General features: G+C 70.2%; 21 protein-coding genes. 6 read left to right on the top strand and 15 right to left on the bottom strand.

Annotated features, from left to right (window positions below; all coding sequences use genetic code 11):
• Window positions 1-60: 60 nt before the first annotated feature.
• The 9 genes from hppD to hmgA all read right to left on the bottom strand — a co-directional run bounded on the left by hppD (window position 61) and on the right by hmgA (window position 9591).
• Window positions 61-1176, bottom strand: a complete 1116-nt coding sequence (gene hppD / locus DLJ49_RS13140) for a 4-hydroxyphenylpyruvate dioxygenase (protein ID WP_115394013.1) — start codon at window positions 1174-1176, stop codon at window positions 61-63.
• A gap of 117 nt (window positions 1177-1293) precedes the next feature.
• Entirely contained in the window at window positions 1294-2610 is a 1317-nt protein-coding gene (locus DLJ49_RS13135; RefSeq protein ID WP_115394012.1) for a TRAP transporter large permease, read from the bottom strand.
• Entirely contained in the window at window positions 2607-3152 is a 546-nt protein-coding gene (locus DLJ49_RS13130) for a TRAP transporter small permease (protein ID WP_115394011.1), read from the bottom strand. The genes DLJ49_RS13135 and DLJ49_RS13130 overlap by 4 nt, the downstream gene beginning before the upstream one ends.
• Before the next feature lie 3 nt (window positions 3153-3155).
• Complete coding sequence (locus tag DLJ49_RS13125; protein ID WP_233489004.1) at window positions 3156-4193, bottom strand: TRAP transporter substrate-binding protein; 1038 nt, start codon at window positions 4191-4193, stop codon at window positions 3156-3158.
• The gene (locus tag DLJ49_RS13120; protein ID WP_115394010.1) at window positions 4190-4405 is read right to left on the bottom strand and encodes a DUF2783 domain-containing protein; all 216 of its coding nucleotides are present in this window, start codon (window positions 4403-4405) and stop codon (window positions 4190-4192) included. Before DLJ49_RS13120 ends, DLJ49_RS13125 begins: the two co-directional genes overlap by 4 nt.
• Window positions 4402-6021 carry an FAD-dependent oxidoreductase gene (locus tag DLJ49_RS13115; protein ID WP_115394009.1) on the bottom strand — a complete coding sequence of 540 codons (1620 nt, stop codon included), beginning with the start codon at window positions 6019-6021 and terminating at the stop codon, window positions 4402-4404. Before DLJ49_RS13115 ends, DLJ49_RS13120 begins: the two co-directional genes overlap by 4 nt.
• Window positions 6022-6041: 20 nt before the next feature.
• Complete coding sequence (locus tag DLJ49_RS13110; RefSeq protein ID WP_115394008.1) at window positions 6042-6992, bottom strand: MBL fold metallo-hydrolase; 951 nt, start codon at window positions 6990-6992, stop codon at window positions 6042-6044.
• Window positions 6993-6997: 5 nt separating this feature from the next.
• A complete protein-coding gene (gene fahA, locus DLJ49_RS13105) occupies window positions 6998-8233 on the bottom strand; it encodes a fumarylacetoacetase (RefSeq protein ID WP_115394007.1) in 1236 nt (411 codons plus the stop codon).
• Window positions 8230-9591, bottom strand: a complete 1362-nt coding sequence (hmgA, locus tag DLJ49_RS13100) for a homogentisate 1,2-dioxygenase (protein WP_115394006.1) — start codon at window positions 9589-9591, stop codon at window positions 8230-8232. Before hmgA ends, fahA begins: the two co-directional genes overlap by 4 nt.
• 76 nt (window positions 9592-9667) lie before the next feature.
• Here hmgA and DLJ49_RS13095 point away from each other — a divergent pair, with 76 nt between their 5' ends.
• Window positions 9668-10171, top strand: a complete 504-nt coding sequence (locus tag DLJ49_RS13095) for a MarR family winged helix-turn-helix transcriptional regulator (RefSeq protein WP_233488996.1) — start codon at window positions 9668-9670, stop codon at window positions 10169-10171.
• The gene (maiA, locus tag DLJ49_RS13090; protein WP_115394004.1) at window positions 10168-10785 is read left to right on the top strand and encodes a maleylacetoacetate isomerase; all 618 of its coding nucleotides are present in this window, start codon (window positions 10168-10170) and stop codon (window positions 10783-10785) included. The genes DLJ49_RS13095 and maiA overlap by 4 nt, the downstream gene beginning before the upstream one ends.
• A 24-nt stretch (window positions 10786-10809) precedes the next feature.
• Here the strand turns inward: maiA and DLJ49_RS13085 are convergent, their stop codons facing one another.
• Window positions 10810-11070: a YjhX family toxin gene (locus DLJ49_RS13085; RefSeq protein WP_115394003.1), complete on the bottom strand. Its 261-nt coding sequence runs from the start codon at window positions 11068-11070 to the stop codon at window positions 10810-10812.
• 306 nt (window positions 11071-11376) lie between these two features.
• Here DLJ49_RS13085 and DLJ49_RS13080 point away from each other — a divergent pair, with 306 nt between their 5' ends.
• Window positions 11377-12222 carry a hypothetical protein gene (locus DLJ49_RS13080; protein ID WP_115394002.1) on the top strand — a complete coding sequence of 282 codons (846 nt, stop codon included), beginning with the start codon at window positions 11377-11379 and terminating at the stop codon, window positions 12220-12222.
• Window positions 12223-12253: 31 nt separating this feature from the next.
• Here the strand turns inward: DLJ49_RS13080 and DLJ49_RS13075 are convergent, their stop codons facing one another.
• Window positions 12254-13027: an SdiA-regulated/phytase-like domain-containing protein gene (locus DLJ49_RS13075; RefSeq protein WP_115394001.1), complete on the bottom strand. Its 774-nt coding sequence runs from the start codon at window positions 13025-13027 to the stop codon at window positions 12254-12256.
• A gap of 102 nt (window positions 13028-13129) precedes the next feature.
• Between DLJ49_RS13075 and DLJ49_RS13070 the strand changes: the two genes are divergently transcribed.
• The 3 genes from DLJ49_RS13070 (at window position 13130) to DLJ49_RS13060 (ending at window position 16561) form a co-directional block, all read left to right on the top strand.
• Window positions 13130-13795, top strand: a complete 666-nt coding sequence (locus tag DLJ49_RS13070; RefSeq protein WP_115394000.1) for an SDR family NAD(P)-dependent oxidoreductase — start codon at window positions 13130-13132, stop codon at window positions 13793-13795.
• A complete protein-coding gene (locus DLJ49_RS13065; RefSeq protein ID WP_115394052.1) occupies window positions 13792-15318 on the top strand; it encodes a cryptochrome/photolyase family protein in 1527 nt (508 codons plus the stop codon). The genes DLJ49_RS13070 and DLJ49_RS13065 overlap by 4 nt, the downstream gene beginning before the upstream one ends.
• Before the next feature lie 238 nt (window positions 15319-15556).
• Complete coding sequence (locus DLJ49_RS13060; protein ID WP_115393999.1) at window positions 15557-16561, top strand: fatty acid desaturase; 1005 nt, start codon at window positions 15557-15559, stop codon at window positions 16559-16561.
• A gap of 309 nt (window positions 16562-16870) precedes the next feature.
• Here DLJ49_RS13060 and lpdA read toward each other — a convergent pair whose 3' ends face one another.
• The 4 genes from lpdA to odhB all read right to left on the bottom strand — a co-directional run bounded on the left by lpdA (window position 16871) and on the right by odhB (window position 20786).
• A complete protein-coding gene (gene lpdA, locus DLJ49_RS13055) occupies window positions 16871-18265 on the bottom strand; it encodes a dihydrolipoyl dehydrogenase (protein ID WP_115393998.1) in 1395 nt (464 codons plus the stop codon).
• A 93-nt stretch (window positions 18266-18358) separates the two neighbouring features.
• On the bottom strand, window positions 18359-18760 hold the full coding sequence (locus tag DLJ49_RS13050; protein WP_115394051.1) for an MAPEG family protein: 402 nt from the start codon (window positions 18758-18760) through the stop codon (window positions 18359-18361).
• Between the two features lie 32 nt (window positions 18761-18792).
• Window positions 18793-19182 (bottom strand): cupin domain-containing protein, encoded by a 390-nt coding sequence (locus DLJ49_RS13045; protein WP_115393997.1) that lies wholly within the window; start codon window positions 19180-19182, stop codon window positions 18793-18795.
• A 71-nt stretch (window positions 19183-19253) separates the two neighbouring features.
• Window positions 19254-20786: a 2-oxoglutarate dehydrogenase complex dihydrolipoyllysine-residue succinyltransferase gene (odhB, locus tag DLJ49_RS13040; RefSeq protein ID WP_115393996.1), complete on the bottom strand. Its 1533-nt coding sequence runs from the start codon at window positions 20784-20786 to the stop codon at window positions 19254-19256.
• Between the last annotated feature and the right edge of the window lie 2 nt (window positions 20787-20788).

Raw genomic sequence — 20788 nt, 5'->3', positions numbered from 1 at the left:
CCGCACCTGCGCGGGCTGCGCCGCTCCGGGGCCGCCCCGGCCCGGCCCCGGAGCGCACGATCAGGCCCCGGCCGGGTCTGGCTTGAGCACGCCACGGCGAATCTGATCCTCCTCGATCGACTCGAACAGGGCGCGGAAATTGCCCTCGCCGAAGCCGTCGTCGCCCTTGCGCTGGATGAACTCGAAGAAGATCGGCCCGATCACCGTCTTCGAGAAGACCTGCAGCAGGATGCGGGTCTCGCCGCCGCCGACCACGCCTTCGCCGTCGATCAGGATGCCGTGCCTCTTCATCCGCTCCACCGGCTCCTCGTGGCCCTGCACCCGCTCGTGGCTTTTCTCGTAATAGGTATCGGGCGGCGGCGGCATGAAGGCGATGCCGGCCTCGGCGATGCGGTCGGTCGCGGCGTAGATGTCCTCGGTGCCCACGGCGATGTGCTGGATGCCCTCGCCGCCATATTCCTTGAGGTATTCCTCGATCTGGCTGTTCTCGTCGGCGCTCTCGTTGATCGGGATGCGGATCTTGCCGCAGGGCGAGGTGAGCGCGCGGCTGGTCAGCCCGGTCATCTTGCCGTGGATGTCGAAGAAGCGGATCTCGCGGAACCCGAACGCCTCGGAATAGAAACGATACCAGGTGTCCATGTTGCCGCGCATCACGTTGTGGGTGAGGTGATCGATGTAGTAGAAGCCCGCGCCCTCTGGCTCGGGGTCGCGCTCCCCCAGCCACTCGAACGCGCCGTCGTAGGGCGTGCGGCCGGCGTCGTAGTCCTCGACGAAGTAGAGCAGCGAGCCGCCGATCCCGATCACGGCGGGCGCGTCGATCGACTTTCCGGGGCCGGTGTATTCCTCGGCGCCGTAGTCGAGCGCGCATTTCAGAGCGTGGGCGGCATCGACCGTCCGCCACGCCATAGCGGGCGCGCAGGGGCCGTGCTCGGCCACGAACCCGGCGGCGTGGCTGCCCGGCTCGCGGTTGACGAGGTAGTTGATCCGCCCCTGCCGGTAGAGCGAGATGTCCTTGCTCCTGTGCCGGGCGACCTCGGCGAAGCCCATCTTGCGGAACAGGTCGTCGAGCACGCCCGGCTCGGGATGCGCGAACTCGACGAACTCGAAGCCGTCGGTACCGGCCACGTTACGCGCGTCGATCCGCGCCTTGGGTGCGTCGTGCGGGAAGGGTCCCATCGGAAACCTCCTGATCTGCGCGTGGCTTGCGTGCCCTCCACGCGCGTTCCAGTGCCCCGGCCCGCGGGGTTGTGCGGGCGCCACTCGCGCGGCGCCCGTGACCATCCCCTGCCCCCCTTACATGGCCCCGACCAGCCAGAGGGACAGGCCCGGCACAAGGATCAGGAGCGTCAGCCGCACGATGTCGGCCATCCAGAACGGCAGGACGCCGCGAAAGATCGTGCCGAGCGAGACGTCGCGCAGCACGCCCTTGAGGACGAACACGTTCATGCCCACGGGCGGCGTGATGAGGCTGATCTCGGTCGCCACGACGACGACGATGGCGAACCAGATCAGCGCGTTCTCGGGATCGAGCAGCAGCTCGTTGGCGAAGGGCAGCTCGAACATCAGCGGGTAGAAGACGGGCACGGTCAGCAGGATCATCGACAGGCTCTCCAGCACGCAGCCGAGGATCAGGTAGACCACCACGATGAAGGCCATCACCGCCCAGACGGGCAGCTGATACTCCGCCACAGTCACCGCCAGCGCATCGGGAAGCCCGGCGAAGTTGACGAAGTTGGTGAACAGCTCCGCCCCGATGATGACGGCGAAGATCATCGCCGTTGCCCGGATCGAGTCGTAGGTGGCGACGAAGAAGTCGCGCAAGGTCATGGTGCGCAGCGCGACGGCGATCAGAACCGCCGCGCCCGCGCCCATGCCGGCGGCCTCGGTGGGGGTGAAGAATCCGCCGTAAATGCCCGCCATGATGAAGACGAACAGCCCCAGCACGCAGAGCACGCCGATCAGGTCGGCCCGCGTCATGGGCTCCTGCGCCTCGGTGTCGGGGGCGAGGCCGGGGTTCAGCGCCACCGCCACCTTCACCGCCACGAGGTAGAGGATCACGCCGATGATGCCGGGGATGATCCCGGCGATGAACAGCTTGGCGATGTTCGTCTCGGTCAGCAGGCCGTAGATGATCAGGATCACCGAGGGCGGGATCAGGATGCCGAGCGTGCCGCCGGCGGCGATCGAGCCGGTGGCGATCCGGTCGTCGTAGCCGAAGCGCCGCATCGAGGGCATGGCGACCTTCGACATCGTCGCCGCCGTGGCCAGCGACGAGCCGCAGACGGCCGAGAACCCCCCGCAGGAAAAGACCGACGCCATCGCCAGCCCGCCCCTGGTGCGCCCGAACAGCCGGTTGGCGCCCGCGAACAGGCCGTGCGCCACGCCCGAGGCGGCCAGCACGTTCCCCATGAAGATGAACAGCGGGATGACCGACAGCGAGTAGGAGAGCGCGGTGTCGAAGGCCACCTGCCCCGTCATCGCCCAGGCCGGCTCCCACCCGCGCAGGAGCGCGAAGCCGATCCCGCCCACCGCGGCCATGGCGAAGGCGATGGGCACGCGGGCGAGGATCAGCGCGAGCAGCACGCCGAAGCCGATCAGCGACTCTGTCAAAGCGCGCCCTCCTCGCCATGATGGTCCGAGGGCGCGGGCGGCTGGATGCCCCGCAGGAAGGCGATGAAGGCGCTGACGAGGCAGGAGAAGGCGGCGAGAAAGCCGAAGGGCGCCAGCGGGATCTCGAGCGCGTTGGTCACCGCCCCGTCCTGCATCGAGCGCATTGCGTGGGTGGCAAGCCGCCACGCGAAGGTGGCCAGCAGCGCCGCCGAGAACAACCCGGCGAAGGCCGCCAGCAGCTGCCGCGCGCGCGGCCCGAGAAAGCCGGTCACGAGGTCGACCTCGACATGCTCGCGCCGCTCTGTCGTCAGCGGCAGCGCGGCGAAGACGAGCGCGGCCAGAAGCACCTCGGTCAGCTCGAACGCGCCCGAGAGCGGCGCGTCGAGGAAGTAGCGCCCCACCACGTCGACGCAGGTGATCAGCACCAGCGCGAACAGGATCAGCGCCGCGCCAAGGCCCAGCGACCGCTCGAGGAGCGGGCGGATGTCGAGAAAGGCCTCCCCCTTGGCAGGGGAGGCCCCGGTGTCACGCCTGTCGGCCATGGATCAGAACGCCACGCCCGTCTGCCCGCGCATCGCCTCGAGCGCGGCGGTGCCGTCGAAGCCGTCTTCGGCGATCATGTCGGCCCATTGCTGCTCGTAGGTGGCCGCGCGGCTCCTGATCTGGTCGAGGAGTGGGGCCGGGGCGTCGTGGATCTCGATGCCGGCCTCGCGGATCTCTTCCAGCGCGGCCTCGTCGGCGGCGTTCCACGCCTCGCCGACGCGCGTCGCGAAGGCCTCGCCGGAGATCGACATGATCGCTTCCTGGTCCACTTCGGAGATCTCGGCCCACTTGTCGCCGTTCATCACGAGAAACCAGGTGGTATTGTAGAGGCCGCCCGGCACCCGCATCGTGTATTGCAGGTCGTCGGTCAGGTTGAAGGCGGTCAGCGCCTCGTAGGTGAAGGTGACGCCGTCGATCACCCCGCGCGAGAGCTTTTCATACACCTCGCCCGACGACATGAAGAGGGTCGTGGCGCCCAGGTCTTCCATCAGGTCGGCGATGTAGCCGCCCGGCGTGCGGATCTTGAGGCCCTCGATATCCTCGACGCTCTCGATCTTGCGGACGTTGTTGTGCAACACGCCGGGGCCGTGGACGAACAGGCCCAGAAGCTGCGTGCCCTCGTGCTCGGCCTCGGCGTCGAGCATGCCTGTGTAGACGTTCCAGAATGCCGTCGAGCCCGACACCGCGTCGTCGCCGATGAACGAGAACTGGCCGATGCGCGAGCGCTCGAACCGGTCGTCGGTGGTGAACGAATGCAGGCCGTAGGTGATGTCGGCCACCCCGTCGCGCGCCATGTCGTAATGGGCGGGCGGGGCGCCCAGCGGCTTGGCCAGCACGCGCACGGCGACGCGGCCCTCGGTCACGTCGGCGATCTCGCGCGCCCAGGGCTTCATGGCGTTGACGACGATGGGGTGGCGCGGCGGCAGCCACGACGACATGACCAGGGTCACGTCGGCCTGGGCCGCGGTGCCGGCAAGCGTGCCGGCGGCAATGGCGGCGGTCGCCATCAGCCTTGTCAGCGTGGTCACGGGTCGGGTCATTTCGGGTCCTCCTCCCTGGGATGGGTCTCGGCCGCGGCGGCGAGCGCCTGCCGCAGCACCTCTCTGTCGCCGACATGGTTGGCGAGGATCAGCACGAGCCGCGCATTCAGCGCGTCCGACTGCGCCTTGCCCAGCCCCTCGTGGGCAGCCAGCAGATCGGCGTAGAAATCGTCGGGCCGGTCGATGTTCGGCTCCAGCGTGAGCGGGCTCATGCGGCCTCCCTGCCGGTGGCGCGGCGCAGGGCACGCCGCAGCGCGGCCTCGTCGAATGTCTCGAACCGCGCGGCCACGTGCTGGTCGGGCCGGATCAGGTAGACGGCGCTCGCCGCCTCCCCCAGATACCGTTCGCGCAGATAGCCCTCGGGATCGTCGGCCGCCGCCAGCGCCAGCCGCGTCGCCACGATCCCGTCTTCCTCCAGCGTCTCGGGGGCCTCGGCGTTGACGGTCAGCAGGGTGAACCCGTCTCCGAGCCGCCGCAGCAGATAGCCGCCAGCAAGGGGCGCGTCTGGGCAGGGCGACCCGGGCCGCGTGCGAGCCGGCCCGCCGGGCAGCCCGTCGGGGCCGTTCAGGGGCGAGCCGTCGTAGGTGCAGGGCACCGACAGCCGGCCCGAGTTCACCAGCGGCCGGGCGAAGGGGTGGCGCTCGGCCAGATCGAGCACCGCGTCGCGGAAGAGGCGGCTCGTCTCGGATTTCGGCGTGATGAAGTCGGTCGAGCGCGTGGAGTTGAGAATGTTCTCGTCGGCGCCAAAGATGCGCTCGTCGTCGTAGCTGTCGAGCAGGGTGTCGGGCGCCTGCCCCTTCATCACCAGCGCGAGCTTCCAGGCGAGGTTGTCGGCATCCTGCAACCCGCCGTTGGCCCCGCGCGCCCCGAACGGGCTGACCTGGTGAGCCGCATCGCCCGCGAAGATCACGCGCCCGTGGCGGAACCGCTCCATCCGCCGGCACTGGAAGGTGTAGATCGACACCCATTCCAGCTCGAACGCCACGTCCTCGCCCAGCATCGCGTTGAGCCGCGGGATCACGTTCTCGGGCTTCTTCTCCTCGTCCTTGTCGATGTCCCGGCCCAGCTGCAGGTCGATCCGCCACACGCCGTCGGGCTGCTTGTGCAGCAGCGCCGACTGGCCGCGGTTGAACGGCGGGTCGAACCAGAACCACCGCTCGGTCGGGAAATCGGCCTCCATCACCACGTCGGCGATCAGGAAGTTGTCCTCGAACACGCGGCCGACGAAATCGAGCCCCATCATCGAGCGGATCGGCGAGCCCGCCCCGTCGCAGGCGATCAGCCAGTCGGCCTCGACGGCATACGGCCCCCCTGGCGTGTCGACGGTCAGGGCCACGCGGTCGCCCCTCTCCTCGACCGCCGTCACCCGGTTGCCGCCGCGGATCTCGATCTCGGCGCCTTCGGCCTGCAACTGGCGGACGCGGCGCACGAGGTAGTCCTCGAGGTGGTATTGCTGGAGGTTCACGAAGGCGGGGAACTCGTGGCCGCCCTCGGGCAGCAGGTCGAACTCGAACACCTTGCGGGCGTCGAAGAACACCTTGCCGAGGTTCCACTGCACGCCCTTCTCGACCGTCTCGCGGCCGCAGCCCAGCCGGTCGAGGATCTCGAGCGGGCGCTTGGCGAAGCAGATCGCCCGCGAGCCGGAGGACACCTTGTCGTTGTCGTCGAGCACGACGACCTCGACGCCCTGTTGCGCAAGGTCAATCGCGGCGGCCAGCCCCACCGGCCCCGCGCCCACCACGATCGCCGCATGCCGCACCGGCACCGCCGCCTCCTGGTCGGGCGAGCGGGTGTAGGCGTAGAGCGGAACCTCGAAGACCTTGTTCATGTCTCTCTCCCGGCCGCGTCTCAGCCCTGCAGCGCCTCCCACATCCGGCGGTCGCGCTCGGCGGTCCAGATGCGGGGGGTGTCGATGCCGCGCGCCTCGTCGTAGGCGCGGGCCACGTTGAAGGGCAGGCAGTGCTCGTAGATCGCGTAGTCGGAGAACTTCGGGTCGCACTCGGCGCGCACCGCGTCCCACGCCTCCTTCAGCGTGCCGCCCTTGGCGGCGACGCGCTCGGCCGGCTTGTAGGTGGAGCGGACGAAATCGGCGGTGTTGGCGATGGCCTCGCCCACCCTCTTCTCGCCCACCAGCGCGTCGCCGCGCCCCGGCGCGATGGCGCGCGGCTCGAACGCCGCGATATTGGCCAGCGTCTCGGGCCAGTCCTCGAAATGGCCGTCGCCGCAATAGCAGGCCGAGTGGTATTCCACGATGTCGCCGGTGAACATCACCTCGTCGTCGGGCACCCACACCACCGCGTCGCCCGCGGTGTGGGCGCGCCCGAGCGTCATGATGTCGACGCGCCGGTTGCCGAGGTAGATGGTCATGCGGTCGCTGAACGTGGTGGTGGGCCAGGTCAGGCCGGGGATCTCCTCGTGCCCCTCGAACAGGCGCGGGAAGCGGGCGAACTCGCTCTCCCAGTCCTCCTGCCCGCGCTCGGCCACCATCGCCCGGGCCGTGTCCGACATGATGACCTCGCGCGCCCCGTAGGCCGAGGCGCCGAGCACGCGCACGGCGTGGTAATGCGTCATCACGAGGTGGCTGATCGGCTTGTCGGTGACCGAGCGGACACACTCGATCACCTTGCGCGCAAGGCGCGGCGTGGCCTGCGCCTCGACGATCATCACGCTCTCGTCACCGACGATGACACCGGTGTTCGGGTCGCCCTCGGCGGTGAAGGCGTAGAGCCCCTCGCCGACGGGGCCGAAGCTGATCTGCTTTTCGGTGAGATCGCCCTGAGAGGCGAACGCCTTGGCCATGTCCGTTACTCCTTCGCCCAGTCGGGCAGGGGCGCGGCGGGCAGCACGGTGCCGGTGCAGGGCCCGAAGCCGACCCAGTAGCCGTCGCCCTGCGCCTGCCCCCGCAGGATGAGCGTGTCGTTGTCCTCGATGAAGCTGCGGCTCTGCCCGCCGCCGATCTCCACCGGCTCCTTTCCGCCCCAGCTCAGCTCCAGCAGCGAGCCGCGGCTGTCCCTCGTCGGCCCCGAGATGGTGCCCGAGCCGAGCAGGTCGCCCACCCGCATGGGGCAGCCCGAGCTTGCGTGGTGGGCCAGCTGCTGCGCGGCCGACCAGTAGAGCTCGCGCATGTTGGTGCGGGCGATCACCGTCTCGTCGCGGCCCGCGGAGGCGATCGCCACCTCCAGCGCGATGTCGTAGAGGCCCGGCCCCTCCTGCCGCAGATAGGGCAGCACGGGGCGCTCGCGCGGCGGCGCCTCGGCGCGGAAGGGCTCCAGCGCGGCCGCCGTCACGATCCAGGGGCTGATCGTCGTCGCCGTCGCCTTGGCCTGGAAGGGGCCGAGCGGCTGGTACTCCCACGACTGGATGTCGCGCGCCGACCAGTCGTTGAGCAGGACATAGCCGAAGATCATCTCCTCGGCCTGCGCGACCGACACCAGTCCGCTCGACGGCTGCCCGACCACCGCCCCCATTTCCAGCTCGATGTCGAAGCGCTGCGACGGCCCGAAGCGGGGCAGATCGTCGTCAGGCCCCTTGAGCTGGCCCAGCGGCCGGTGCACCGGCGTACCTGACACCACGACCGACGAGGCCCGCCCGTTGTAGCCGATGGGGATCGACAGCCAGTTGGGCGGAAGGGCGTTCTCCGCCCCGCGAAACATGGTGCCGACATTGGTCGCGTGGTGCTTGCCGGCGTAGAAATCCGTGTATTCGGCGACGCGGAAGGGCAGGTGCATCTTCACACCCTGCTGGGGCACGAGGCAGGGTGCGACCCTCTCGCGGTAGCTTTCGTCCGAGAGCACCTCGGTCAGCTTGGCGCGCAGGTCGGCCCAGAGCGCCGGCCCCGCCTCCATCACCCGGTTCCACGCCGGCTCGGAGAACAGTTCCGGCTCGAAGCCGAGCTCCACCTCGGTCATGTCAAGGATCTGGTCGCCGATCGCCACGCCGCAGCGTGGCCCCAGCCCGGCGTCGAAGACGCCATACGGCAGGTTCTGCACCGGGAAATCGGTGTCGCCGTTCGCCGACTCCACCCAGCTCGCCAGGGTCATTTCACCCCCGGCGTGCCGTCGAACTTCTTCTCGATGTCGGCCCAGCAGTCGATGTAGTCGTCCTGCAGCGGCGCTTCGTTGGCGGCGAAGGCGGTCAGGTGCTGCGGGAAGCGCGTCTCGAACATGAAGCTCATCGTGTCGTCGAGCTTCTCGGGCTTCAGATCGGCGTTCGACGCCTTCTCGAACGCCTCGCGGTCGGGCCCGTGGGGAAGCATCATGTTGTGGAGCGACATGCCCCCCGGCACGAAGCCTTGCGGCTTGGCGTCGTACTGCCCGTAGATGTTGCCCATCAGCTCGGACATGACGTTCTTGTGGTACCAGGGCGGGCGGAACGTGTCCTCCATCACCATCCAGCGCTCGCGGAACAGCACGAAGTCGATATTGGCCGTGCCCGGCACGCCCGAGGGCGCGGTGAGCACGGTGAAGATCGACGGGTCGGGATGATCGAACAGGATCGCGCCGACGGGGCAGTAGGTGGAGAGGTCGTACTTGCATGGCGCGTAGTTGCCGTGCCACGCCACCACGTCGAGCGGCGAGTGGCCGATCTCGGTGACGTGGAACTGCCCGCACCACTTGACCGTCACGGTGGAGGGCGCGTCGCGGTCCTCGAACGCCGCGACCGGCGTCTTGAAGTCGCGCCGGTTGGCCATGCAGTTGGCGCCGATCGGCCCGCGGCCCGGCAGCTCGAACTTCTGGCCGTAATTCTCGCACACGAAGCCGCGGCACGGCCCCTCCAGCACCTCGACGCGGTAGACCAGCCCGCGGGGGATCAGCGCGATCTCCTGCGGGGCGACGTCGATCACGCCCAACTCCGTGGCGAAGCGCAGGCGCCCCTGCTGCGGCACGACCAGCAGCTCCGAGTCGGCCGAGTAGAAATAGGCGTCCTCCATCGACTCGGTGACGAGGTAGATGTGCGCGGCCATTCCCGCCTGGGTGTTCACGTCGCCGGCGGTGGTCATCGTGCGCATGCCGGTGATCCAGGTCAGCCCGGCGTCGGTGGTCGGCACCGGATCCCAGCGATACTGGCCGAGCGAGATGACATCGGGGTCGATGTTCGGGGCCGATTTCCAGTAGGGCACGTCGATCCGCCGGAAGCGACTCGTGTGCTTCACCGACGGGCGGATGCGATAGCACCATGTCCGCTCGTTCTGGTGGCTGGGCGCGGTGAAGGCGGTGCCCGACAGCTGCTCGCCGTAGAGGCCGTAATTCACCTTCTGCGGCGAGTTCATGCCCTGCGGCAGGGCACCCGGCAGCGCCTCGGTTTCGAAGTCGTTGCCGAAGCCGGGCATGTAGCCCTCGTGCGTGCCGGTCGTGTCGGTCGCGCGGACCATGCCGCTGGGCAATTCGTGGCGCGTCATCTCGCTCCTCCCCCGGATTCGCGTGCTGTGCGCACAATTCGTTGCAAAGGCAACGATGTCAAGCTAGTTGTTGCAGATGATACGAACCGCCCAGGACGCGCCGATGGACGACACGCCGCCCTCTCTGCCCGATATGCCTGTCGAAACGCCCCTGCCCGCCTTCGATCTCGATCGCTTCCTGCCCTACCGGATGAGCGTGGCGGCCGAGCGGTTGAGCGCCGGGCTCGCCCGGGCCTACCGCGCGCAGTTCGGCATCGGGGTGCCGGAATGGCGCGTGCTGGTGCACCTGGCCCATGCCGGCGCGCAGTCGGTGCGCGACCTCGAGCGGCGCGCGAACCTCGAGAAATCCAAGGCCAGCCGCGCGGCGGCGCGGCTCGAGGCGGCAGGCTACGTTGCCAAGACGCCGAACGCGGGCGACCGGCGGCTGGTCTCGCTGTCGCTGACGGTAGAGGGGCACGCCCTGATGGCCGAGCTGCTGCCGCTGGCGCTGGCCTACCAGAAGCGGCTCGAAGCGCTGCTGGCCGATCATCTGGGCGCGCTGGAGGCGGCGCTCGACCGCATGATGGACGAGCCCGCATGATCCGCCTCTTCGATTACTGGCGATCGTCGGCCAGCTACCGTGTCCGGATCGCCCTGGGCCTCGCGGGGCTGGACTGGGAGAGCGTGCCGGTCGACCTGACCGCGGGGGCGCAGGCGGGGCCGGAGCACCTCGCGCGCAACCCCCAGGGCCTGGTGCCGGTGCTCGAGATCGACGGGCTGCGCCTCACCCAGTCGCTCGCCATCTGCGAATACCTCGACGAGACGCGGCGCCTCGGCCTGCTGCCGGACGAGGCCGCGGGGCGGGCGCGGGTGCGGGCGCTCGCCCATGCCGTGGCGATGGAGATCCACCCCGTCTGCAACCTCGGCGTCGCGCGCCATGCCGTCGACGCCTCCGGCGGCGCGATCACGCTCGAGGGGTGGATGCGGGCGTTCATCGGGCCCCGCCTCGCCGCGCTCGAGGCGATGGTGGAGAACGGCGCGCGGTGCCACGGCGATGCCGTCACGCTGGCGGACATCTGCCTCGTGCCGCAACTCTACAATGCCCGCCGCTGGGGGGTCGACCTCGCGCCCCTGCCGAAGCTACGCCGGATCGACGCGGCGCTGGCGGATCTGCCCGCCTTCGCCGCCGCCCATCCCGACCGCACAACACGGTGAGGGCGGGGCACCGGGGCGGCGCGCTCAGCCCTGGTTGTCGAGTTGCGCGCGGACAGAGCGCCGGCCCTTCAGCGAGATGCGGTAGGGCGCGCCGCCCCGCGACTCGATCAGCCTCTTGCGGCGCAGCGACTGGAACGTACCCAGATCGCAATCGGCAAGGATCGCGCCCTCTCGGGTGACGCAGGTGACCTCGACGACCTTTCCCCCGTCTGCGCGGGCGTGAAGGATGCGGCCGCCGAGCGAGAGCACGTGCAGGACGCGCTGTTCGGTGCGTGAGATGTTCATAGGATGTCTCTTGAGCAGAAGGCATGACAGCAATCGCCCCTGGGGGCGCCCTTTCAGGTCCTGTCGGCTCTTCCCTCGGGAAGAGCCCCCTCACGCAAGCTCTGACATCCACTCTCCATGGTGGCGCCCTCGGGCGCTCCCATGCCGATAGCCCCATTCGGGCCACCGCACAACGGCTGGCAGTGCCCCCGCCCGGCGGCGCGCGTCGCGCATTTTCCGCGATCGCCCAGCTTCCGCCGTTTTCCGGCCCAGCCGCTTCCAGCGCCGTGCCCGTTTCTGAGGCGTGTCCGAGCCCGGAGGTTGACCATGTCCGCATCGCCCACCGCCCCCGACACCGACCCCGAGACGTCGGTCGAGGCCCTGATCCGGCAGATGATCGCGGGCGCCGCGGCCGAACGGGAGACAGCCTCGCTACCGCCCGACACTCCCCCGGCGCCGCTGGCGGTGTCGGAGCGGGCCGCGCCCCGCGAGAGCGCCCCGCGAGTGGACACGGCCCGCCCCTCTCGGCGCGCCCTCGCGGGCGAGCCCCCACGCCCGGCACGGCGACGCCCGCCCCGCGCCGAGCCCCGGCTGCCTCGCCCGGACGACACGGCCGCACCCTGCGCGGCGAACAGGGTGGCGGACGAGGCGCAGCCCCCCGGGCCGGACGACGCGGTGGCGACGGGCGCAGACGCGCCGGGCACGGCCGAGGCCCCGGCAACGACCGGCCCCATCTTGCGCGTGGTGGTCGGGCCGCGCCGGGGGCTGCGGCGGCGCCGCCCCGTGGCCATCGCGCTCGAATCCGGCGGCTACCGGCTGGAAAGCGCGATCGTGCGCCGGCCCGGCGACGTGGCCGAGACCGCGGCGTGGATCGTCGGCCGGGCGCGGCGCTGCGGCACGATCTGCCCCGCCGAGACAGTGGAGATCATGCTAGAGCCCGCCGGGCGCGCTTCACCGTTCGAGGCCGGCCTGCGCGAAGCTGTGGCGGCCGCGCTCCGGGCGGCGCCGCGCTGCGCCCCGCGCCGGCCGGGCCCGGCGCCGCAGGAAACCGAAGCCGACGACCTCGCGGCGCTGGTGGGCGCCGACGAGGACAGCGGCCGTGCGCTGCTGCCGCTGGTGCTCGGCGCGGCGACCCTGGGCTCCGGCATCCTCGTCGCGCTCATGCTGGTGTGAGGCGCCGCGTGGCCCGGCGCTGCCCGCCGGTTCAGGAAAAGGCGCAGTCCGGCCCCTGGTCGAACGCCTCCGGGCCCGCCTCGGGCCGCGTCGGCAGATAGTCGAACAGCGCGATGCGCCGCCCCGCCTCGAACCCGATGTAGAGGGTTCCGGTCTGCGCGTGCACGGCCACCCCCTCGGCGTCGTGGCCCCATTCCGACAGCGGCGTGACCGAGATCACCTCGGCGCCATCCGGCGTCAGTTCCACCAGCGCGTTGAGGCCCTCGTTGTCGTCGACCACCAGCAGGTTGCCCGTCAGGGGGTCGCGGGCGATGCCCTGCATCTCGTGCAGCGCAGGCTCGTAGGCCGCGCCCTCGCGCATCTGCCGGATCGCCCCCTCGGGCGAGACGCGAAAAAGGCGCGAGACGTCGTCCTGCACCAACAGGAAGTCGCCCGAGGCGTCGCGCGTGATCCCCTCGACGTCGCGCAGGTCGGGATGCAGGCGGAAGGGGGCGCCGCGCGTCTCGCCCTCGCGGGTGACGCGCTGGACGCCGCCCCACCCGTCGACGAGCAGCAGCCCGTCCTCCTCGACCGTCAGCGAACGGATGACGCGCATCCCCGGCGCGATGTCGCGGATGACCCGTCCCGCCGGCGTAAGCAGGAAGACCTGCGGGCCATCGACAGCCACCCACAGCCCGCAGAGGACCGGATCCCACTCCATCGAGGCGGGGCGGGGAAAGGCGAAACTGTCGCGCAAGGTGAGCTGCATCGCCGGGGCGGGGGCGGCGAGTGCGCAGACGAGCAGGAGAGCGGCGAGGCGTCGCATCCCTGAAAGGTGCGTCACCGAGGCGGAGGGTCAAGCGCTCTCACCCCGCCCCTTCCCCGCAGCCCCGCCGGCCCTAGCTGGCCGTGCGGAACAGGAGGGCCCATGAACAGTGCACTCGTGATCGGAGCGTCTGGCGGCATCGGCGGCGCCATCGCGCATGCCCTGCGCGAGCGAGGCGTCGAGGTGACAGGCCTCTCGCGCTCGGCCGACGGGCTCGACCTGACCGACGAGGCCAGCATCGAGGCCACGCTCGGTCGCCTCGCCAAGCCCTTCGATCTGGTCTTCGTCGCCACCGGCAAGCTCGACGGCGCCGGGCACTCGCCGGAAAAGGCGGTCTCGGCCGTTACGCCGGAAGCGCTCATGGACCAGTTCCGCGTGAACGCGATGGGCCCGATGCTGCTGCTCAAGCACGCCCTGCCGCTGATCCCTAAGGATCGCCCTGCCACCTTTGCCGTGCTGTCGGCGCGGGTGGGCTCGATCGGCGACAACCGGATCGGCGGCTGGCACAGCTACCGCGCGGCCAAGGCGGCGCTCAACCAGCTGATCCACGGCGCGGCCATCGAGCTGAGGCGCACCCGCAAGCAGGCCTGCGCCGTCTGCCTGCACCCCGGCACCGTGCACACCGCCTTCACCGCCCCGTACGCAGGCCGCCACGCGACGGTCGAACCGGCCGAGGCTGCGGCGCGCCTGATCGCGGTGATCGACGGCCTGACGCCCGAGCAGTCCGGCCGGTTCCTCGACTACGAAGGCAGGGAGATCCCGTGGTGAGCCGCCTCGTGCTGATCCTCGGCGACCAGCTGAGCCCCGGCATCCGGGCCCTGCGCGAGGCCGACAAGGCGCGCGACATCGTGGTGATGGCCGAGGTCGACGGCGAGGCGAGCTACGTTCCCCATCACCCCAGGAAGATCGCGTTCCTCTTCGCGGCGATGCGCAAGTTCGCCGCCGAACTCGAGCACGACGGCTGGGCCGTACGCTACACCCGCCTCGACGACGACGGCAACACCGGCTCGATCGCCGGCGAGCTCGTCCGCCGCGCCGAGGAAACCGGCGCGCGGGAGGTGCTGGCGACCGAGCCCGGCGAGTTCCGCCTGATCGCGGCCCTGGCGGACTGCCCCGTGCCCGTTCGGCAACTCGAGGACGACCGTTTCCTCGCCAGCCACGCCGAGTTCGACCGCTGGGCCAAGGGGCGCAAGTCGCTGCGGATGGAATACTTCTACCGCGAGATGCGGCAGAAGACCGGCTACCTGATGGACAAGGGAGAGCCCGCCGGCGGCAGGTGGAACTACGACAGCGAGAACCGCAAGCCGCCGCCCGAGGGCATCGACTACTCCGGCCCGATGCGGTTCACCCCCGACGACACGGTCGAGGAGGTGCTTGACCTGGTCGCGGCGCGCTTCCCGTCGAACTTCGGCAGCTTGCGTCCCTTCTGGTTCGCAACCGACCGGGGACAGGCCCGCCGGCACCTCGCCCACTGGATCAAGCGCGCCCTGCCGAAGTTCGGAGACTACCAGGACGCGATGCTGACCGGCGAGCGGTTCCTCTACCACTCGTTCATCGGCCTCTACATGAACGCCGGCCTGCTCGACCCACGCGAGGTCTGCGAGGCGGCCGAACAGGCCTGGCGCGACGGCCACGCACCGCTCAATGCCGTCGAGGGCTTCATCCGCCAGGTCATCGGCTGGCGCGAATACATCCGCGGAATCTACTTCCACCACGGCCCCGCCTATCTCGACCGCAACGCGCTGCAGCACGACCGCCCGCTGCCGCCGATGTTCTGGGGCGCGGCGACGGACATGCGCTGTATCGCCGAGACGGTCGGCCAGGTCCGCGACGAGGGCTACGCCCACCACATCCAGCGGCTGATGGTCACCGGCAACTTCGCCCTGCTCGCCGGCCTCGCCCCGCGCGAGGTGCACGACTGGTATCTCGCCGCGTTCGTCGACGCCTACGACTGGGTGATGGCCGGCAACACGATCGGCATGACCCAGTTCGCCGACGGCGGGGTCGTCGCCTCCAAGCCCTACGTCTCGTCGGGAAACTACATCGCGAAGATGTCGAACTACTGCGACCACTGCGCCTATTCGGTCAAGACGAAGACCGGCGCCGGCGCCTGCCCCTTCAACCTGCTCTACTGGGCCTTCCTGCACCGCCACCGCGACCGGTTCGAGAAGAACCCGCGCATGGCGCAGATGTACGCGACGTGGGACCGCATGGCGGGGCCGAAGCGCGACGCGATCCTCGCCGAGGCAAACGGCTTCCTCGAACGGATGAGTGCGGGCGAGCGGGTCTGAGCCGCCAGCGCCGGGCTAGGCGTCGCAGCGCCCCGGCTCGCCGCCCCCTGCCTTCTTCGGCGGCGCGGCGCGGATCAAGGCGCAGGGAAAACCCCACGCGGCGCGACTATTCTCCCGGATTTGCGGAGTCTGGTGCCCAGACGCCCAATTCCCGCGCCTGTCCGACCATTGATATGACGGGTCCGTAACGGCCGGAGCCGCCGACGCGCTGCGCCCGCCCCCCGCTCATGGAGGAAAGATGACCTCGCGCGCCCCGGCCGAGTGGCCGACCCTGCTCCTGCTCGCCGCCTGCTACGCGCTCTGGGGGGCGGCGGTCTGGCTGCTCCCCGCGCTCTCCCTGCCCGCCGCCATCGGCCTCGCCGCCGTCACCGTCGCGCTCCATTCCTCGCTCACGCACGAGGCGATCCATGGCCACCCGACCCGCCACCCGTGGCTCAACGCCGCCCTCGTCTGGCCGGCGCTCGGTCTCCTGGTGCCCTACGGCCGGTTCCGCGACGATCACCTCGCCCACCACCGCGACGCCAACCTGACCGATCCCTACGACGATCCGGAAAGCAACTACATGGACCCGGCGGTGTTCTGGCGGCTGCCGGCCCCGGTGCGCGCGCTCCTGCGTGCCAACAACACCCTTGTCGGCCGCGTCTTTCTCGGGCCGGCCATCGCGCAGGTCGCCTTCGTCCTAGGCGACTGGCGGCGGATCCGCGCGGGCGACGTGCGGGTGCGTCGCGCCTGGGCGGCCCATGTCGCCCCCGCCGGCCTTGTGCTCACCCTCGTGACCCTCTCGGCGATGCCGCTCTGGGCCTACCTCGTCGCGGTCTACGCCGGCCACGGCCTCGTCAAGATCCGCACCTTCCTCGAGCACCGGGCCCACGAGCACACCGCCGGCCGCACCGTCGTGATCGAGGACCGCGGGCCGCTCGCGCTGCTGTTTCTCAACAACAACTTCCACCTCGTCCACCACATGCACCCCGAGCTGCCCTGGTATCGCCTGCCGGGCCTCTATTTCGCCCGGCCCGGCCGGTACCTGCGCCGCAACCGCGGCTACCGTTACGCGAGCTATGCCGAGGTGATCCGCCGCCACCTGCTCCGCGCGAAGGATCCGGTGCCGCACCCGCTCTGGCCCACCCCCGAGGGACCGGCGGCGGCGCAGTCGGGGGGGGCGGTGACTCGTCCCGTGCCCGGGCCGGTGACTGGTTCCGTGACCGCGCCCGTCGCCGGGCCCGGCCGGGCCGCGCTGCCCTGAGAGGCGACATGGCAACGCTCCGCCCGCCGGCACTCCCACGCTCTTGCGCCGCGCGGGGCAGGCAGGCACCGTCACGACATTGAAGCCCTGCGAGAGAGACGCATGACCCCGGATCGACTCCGCCGCCTCGCGCCCGTCGCCCTCTTCCTCGCGCTCGCGGGGTGCGGCGTGCCCTTCGTGCCCTTCATCTGAGACCGGCGCCCGCCCGGGCGCGCCCTGCCCCATCATCTTGGTCGAAATACTCTCGGGGGAGGCGCCGAAGGCGACGGGGGGCAACGCCCCCCTCTGCCGGCGCCGTATGCGGGCGCTTCAGGAATGGATCGGGCCGTCGCCGCAGGCCAGTGCCGCCTCGCGCACCGCCTCGGAATAGGTCGGGTGGGCGTGGCAAGTGCGCGCGATGTCCTCGGCCGCCGCGCCGAATTCCATGCCGACGCAGATCTCGTGGATCAGGTCGCCCGCCATCGGGCCGATGATGTGGGCGCCGAGCACCCGGTCGGTGGCCTTGTCGGCGAGGATCTTGACGAAGCCGTCGGCGGCGAAGTTGGCCTTGGCCCGCCCGTTGCCCATGAAGTTGAACTTGCCGACCTTGTAGTCGCGGCCGGCCTCCTTCAGCTCTTCCTCGGTCGCGCCCACCAGCGCCACCTCCGGATGGGTGTAGATGACCGAGGGGATCACGCCGTAATTCACATGGCCGGCCTGCCCGGCAATGCTCTCGGCCACGGCCATCCCCTCGTCCTCGGCCTTGTGGGCCAGCATCGGGCCCTCGATGCAGTCGCCGATCGCCCAGACGCCCTCGACGTTCGTCTTCCAGTGCCCGTCGGTCGCGACCTGCCCGCGATCGGTCATCTTCACGCCGAGCGCCTCGAGCCCCAGCCCGTCGGTGAAGGGCTTGCGGCCGGTGGAAACGAGCACCACGTCGGTGTCGATCTCGTGTTCGGTCTCCTTCTTGCGGTCGGTATAGGTGACCTTCGCCTTGGTCTTGGTCGCCGCGACCTTCGACACCGCCGCGCCCATCACGAAGGACAGGCCCTGCCGGCCGAGGATGCGCTGGAAGGTCTTGGAGACCTCGCCGTCCATCGTCGGCGTGACCTTGTCGAGATACTCGATCACCGTCACCTCGGTGCCGAGGCGCGAATAGACCGAGCCGAGCTCGAGCCCGATCACGCCGCCGCCCACCACGACCATCCGCTTGGGGATCTTGGCCAGTTCCAGCGCGCCGGTGGATGTCACCACCACCTTCTCGTCGATCTCCACCTCGGCGCCCGGGATCGAGGCGGCTTCGGAGCCGGTGGCGATCACGATGTGCTTCGCCTCGTGCACCTCGTCGCCGACCTTGACCTTGCCCGCCTCGGGAATCGCACCCCAGCCCTTCAGCCAGTCGACCTTGTTCTTCTTGAAGAGGAACTCGATGCCCTTGGTGTTCTGGGCGATCGTGTCATCCTTGTAGGCCAGCATCGCCTTCCAGTCGACCTTGGGCGCGGCGACCTTGAGCCCCATCTTCTCGAAGTTGTGCTCGGCCTCGTGCAGCTGGTGGGAGGCGTGCAGCAGCGCCTTGGACGGGATGCAGCCCACGTTCAGACAGGTGCCGCCGAGTGTCTCGCGCCCCTCGACGCAGGCTGTCTTCAGCCCGAGCTGCGCGCAGCGGATCGCGCAGACATAGCCGCCGGGGCCCGAGCCGATGATGATCACGTCGTAGGAGGCCATGGGTCGTCCTTTCCGTCTGGCGGGGTCTGGGGGCGCTGCCCCCGTCGGCCCGTTCCGGGCCGACTCCCCCGGGATATTTCAAGCAAGAAGAAGTCAGAAGAGCGCGGCGAGCAGCATCACCAGCGTGGCGAGGAAGCCCACGCCGAACAGGACGGAGCGCCAGGGCACCGCGCCCGAGGCATAGGCGGGAACGTAAAGGATGCGGGCGATCAGGTAGGCATGCGCCGACAGCTGGGTGACGAGCGAGGACTTGCCCGACAGCTCCACCGCGACGACGGCGACGGTGAAGAGGATCAACGCCTCGAAGTGGTTGTTCAGCGCACGGCCCAGCCGGGCGGTGGTTGGGCTGCATTCCTCGGACGGGTCGATGGGGTCGTCGCGCGGCGACAAGGTGCGCTCGACGCCGAGCTCGATGTTGGCGGGGATCGCGAAGAGGGCGTATTGCACGACCTGAAGGAGCGCGGCGAGGATCAGGACGGTGAGTTCGGTGCTCATCATGTCTCTTTCATGGGCAGGGAGGCGGCCGGTCAGCCGTCCTCCTCGAAGTCGTAGGTCACCTCGCCCAGCCGGTCGGCGGGGAAGGTGAACAGCAGACGCATCGCGCCCTCCGGGGCCGACCAGGCGTGGGGCGTGCCCGCGGGCACGAACACCGTGTCGCCGGGCGCGAGCGGCAGGGTGCGGCCGGGCAGTTCGGCCTCGCCGTGGCCGTCGAGCACGTGGACCGTTTCGGAATGGTCGGGGTGGCGGTGGCGATTCTCCCGGTCCCCCGGGGCGAACTCCACCGTGCCCTGGGTGAGGCCGCGGCTCGGGCCGAAATCGGCGTCGACCAGGAGGCGGTAGCGGACCCGGCCGTGGCGCCGGTCGTTCCAGCGCCGAAGGTCGGGGCTGCCTGCGGGGATGTGGACGGGGTCTGTCATGGCTGTCCTCCTTGCGGATCCGTGGAGGGGCGGAACGCGGGCGGGGCCCGCCCGGGCCCCGCCCCGCGCGCTCACAGATCCATCAGGATGCGGCGGGGATCCTCCAGCGCCTCCTTGACGCGGACGAGGAAGGTCACCGCGCCCTTTCCGTCGACGATGCGGTGGTCGTAGCTGAGCGCGAGATACATCATCGGCCGGGCCACGATCTGACCCTTCACCACCATCGGCCGCTCCTGGATCTTGTGCATGCCGAGGATGCCCGATTGCGGCGGGTTGAGGATCGGCGATGACATCAGCGACCCGTACACCCCGCCGTTGGAGATGGTGAAGGTGCCGCCCTGCATCTCGGCCATCGACAGCTTGCCGTCGCGGGCGCGGGCGCCGAGCTCGTTGATCTTCTTCTCGATGGCGGCGAACGACATCTGGTCGGCGTCGCGCACCACGGGCACGACGAGGCCGGTGGGCGTGCCGACGGCGATGCCCATGTGCACGAAGTTCTTGTAGACGATGTCGGTGCCGTCGATCTCGGCGTTGACCTCGGGCACGTCCTTGAGCGCGAGGCAGCACGCCTTCACGAAGAACGACATGAAGCCGAGCTTTACGCCGTGGCGCTTCTCGAAGGCGTCCTTGTATTCGCTGCGCAGGCCCATGACCTCGGTCATGTCCACCTCGTTGTAGGTGGTCAGCATCGCGGCGCTGTTCTGCGCGTCCTTGAGGCGACGGGCGATGGTCTGGCGCAGGCGGGTCATCTTGACCCGTTCCTCGCGGGCGGCGTCCTCGGCCGGAACGGGAGCGCGCGGGGGGGCGGGGGGCGCAGGCGTCTCGGACGGGGCGGTCAACGCCTTGAGCACATCCTCCTTCATGATGCGGCCGTCCTTGCCGGTGCCCTGCACGCGGTCGGGCGACACGCCCTTCTCCTCCATGAGCTTCCTGGCCGAGGGGGCGTGCTCGACATCGGCCGCCGGGGCAGGCGCGGCAGGGGAGTGCGCCGCCTCCTGCGCCGGCGCGGGGGCCTCCTCCGCGGGGGCAGGCGCGGCGCCCTCCCCTTCGGCGATCACCGCGAGCCTGGCCGAGGCGGCGACCGTCTCGCCCTCTGGCGCGAGGATCTCCGACAGCGTGCCGGCCGCCGGGGCGGGCACCTCGACCGACACCTTGTCGGTCTCCAGCTCGCACAGCATCTCGTCGCGCGCAACCGTGTCGCCCACCGTCTTGAACCACGTCGCCACGGTGGCCTCGCTGACGCTCTCGCCGAGCGCGGGCACCATCACGTCGACCGTCTTGCCCGAGCCGCCGGCGGGGGCCTTCGGCGTCTCGGACGCCGCGGACTTCGGCTCGGCGGCGCGCTCGGCCTGCGCGGCCTTGCCCGCCTCCTCGACGATGGTGGCGAGCAGGGCGTCGACGCCCACCGTCTCGCCCTCGCCGGCGACGATCTCGCCCAGCGTGCCGGCGGCGGGGGCGGGCACCTCGACGGTTACCTTGTCGGTCTCCAGCTCGCACAGCATCTCGTCGGCCGACACGCTCTCGCCCGGCTTCTTGAACCACGTCGCCACCGTCGCTTCGGTGACGCTCTCGCCCAGCGTGGGCACTCGGACTTCGGTGGACATCG

Origin of the sequence: Rhodovulum sp. 12E13 (assembly GCF_003340565.1) — a bacterium.
Taxonomy (GTDB): Bacteria; Pseudomonadota; Alphaproteobacteria; order Rhodobacterales; family Rhodobacteraceae; genus HLUCCA09.
The sequence above is the reverse complement of the archived record's forward strand: the minus strand, read 5'-3'. Positions and strand labels throughout refer to the sequence as shown.

What these genes read in the sequence shown, in the direction of transcription:
- DLJ49_RS13115 (WP_115394009.1), bottom strand. Translation starts at nt 6,021, where the DNA reads ATGAACAAGGTCTTCGAGGTTCCGCTCTACGCCTACACCCGCTCGCCC.
- DLJ49_RS13060 (WP_115393999.1), top strand. Translation starts at nt 15,557, where the DNA reads ATGACCTCGCGCGCCCCGGCCGAGTGGCCGACCCTGCTCCTGCTCGCC.
- DLJ49_RS13050 (WP_115394051.1), bottom strand. Translation starts at nt 18,760, where the DNA reads ATGAGCACCGAACTCACCGTCCTGATCCTCGCCGCGCTCCTTCAGGTC.
- DLJ49_RS13080 (WP_115394002.1), top strand. Translation starts at nt 11,377, where the DNA reads ATGTCCGCATCGCCCACCGCCCCCGACACCGACCCCGAGACGTCGGTC.
- DLJ49_RS13070 (WP_115394000.1), top strand. Translation starts at nt 13,130, where the DNA reads ATGAACAGTGCACTCGTGATCGGAGCGTCTGGCGGCATCGGCGGCGCC.
- DLJ49_RS13125 (WP_233489004.1), bottom strand. Translation starts at nt 4,193, where the DNA reads ATGACCCGACCCGTGACCACGCTGACAAGGCTGATGGCGACCGCCGCC.
- DLJ49_RS13130 (WP_115394011.1), bottom strand. Translation starts at nt 3,152, where the DNA reads ATGGCCGACAGGCGTGACACCGGGGCCTCCCCTGCCAAGGGGGAGGCC.
- DLJ49_RS13075 (WP_115394001.1), bottom strand. Translation starts at nt 13,027, where the DNA reads ATGCGACGCCTCGCCGCTCTCCTGCTCGTCTGCGCACTCGCCGCCCCC.
- DLJ49_RS13095 (WP_233488996.1), top strand. Translation starts at nt 9,668, where the DNA reads ATGATACGAACCGCCCAGGACGCGCCGATGGACGACACGCCGCCCTCT.
- DLJ49_RS13085 (WP_115394003.1), bottom strand. Translation starts at nt 11,070, where the DNA reads ATGAACATCTCACGCACCGAACAGCGCGTCCTGCACGTGCTCTCGCTC.
- odhB (WP_115393996.1), bottom strand. Translation starts at nt 20,786, where the DNA reads ATGTCCACCGAAGTCCGAGTGCCCACGCTGGGCGAGAGCGTCACCGAA.
- DLJ49_RS13120 (WP_115394010.1), bottom strand. Translation starts at nt 4,405, where the DNA reads ATGAGCCCGCTCACGCTGGAGCCGAACATCGACCGGCCCGACGATTTC.
- lpdA (WP_115393998.1), bottom strand. Translation starts at nt 18,265, where the DNA reads ATGGCCTCCTACGACGTGATCATCATCGGCTCGGGCCCCGGCGGCTAT.
- fahA (WP_115394007.1), bottom strand. Translation starts at nt 8,233, where the DNA reads ATGACCCTGGCGAGCTGGGTGGAGTCGGCGAACGGCGACACCGATTTC.
- DLJ49_RS13110 (WP_115394008.1), bottom strand. Translation starts at nt 6,992, where the DNA reads ATGGCCAAGGCGTTCGCCTCTCAGGGCGATCTCACCGAAAAGCAGATC.
- hppD (WP_115394013.1), bottom strand. Translation starts at nt 1,176, where the DNA reads ATGGGACCCTTCCCGCACGACGCACCCAAGGCGCGGATCGACGCGCGT.
- hmgA (WP_115394006.1), bottom strand. Translation starts at nt 9,591, where the DNA reads ATGACGCGCCACGAATTGCCCAGCGGCATGGTCCGCGCGACCGACACG.
- DLJ49_RS13045 (WP_115393997.1), bottom strand. Translation starts at nt 19,182, where the DNA reads ATGACAGACCCCGTCCACATCCCCGCAGGCAGCCCCGACCTTCGGCGC.
- maiA (WP_115394004.1), top strand. Translation starts at nt 10,168, where the DNA reads ATGATCCGCCTCTTCGATTACTGGCGATCGTCGGCCAGCTACCGTGTC.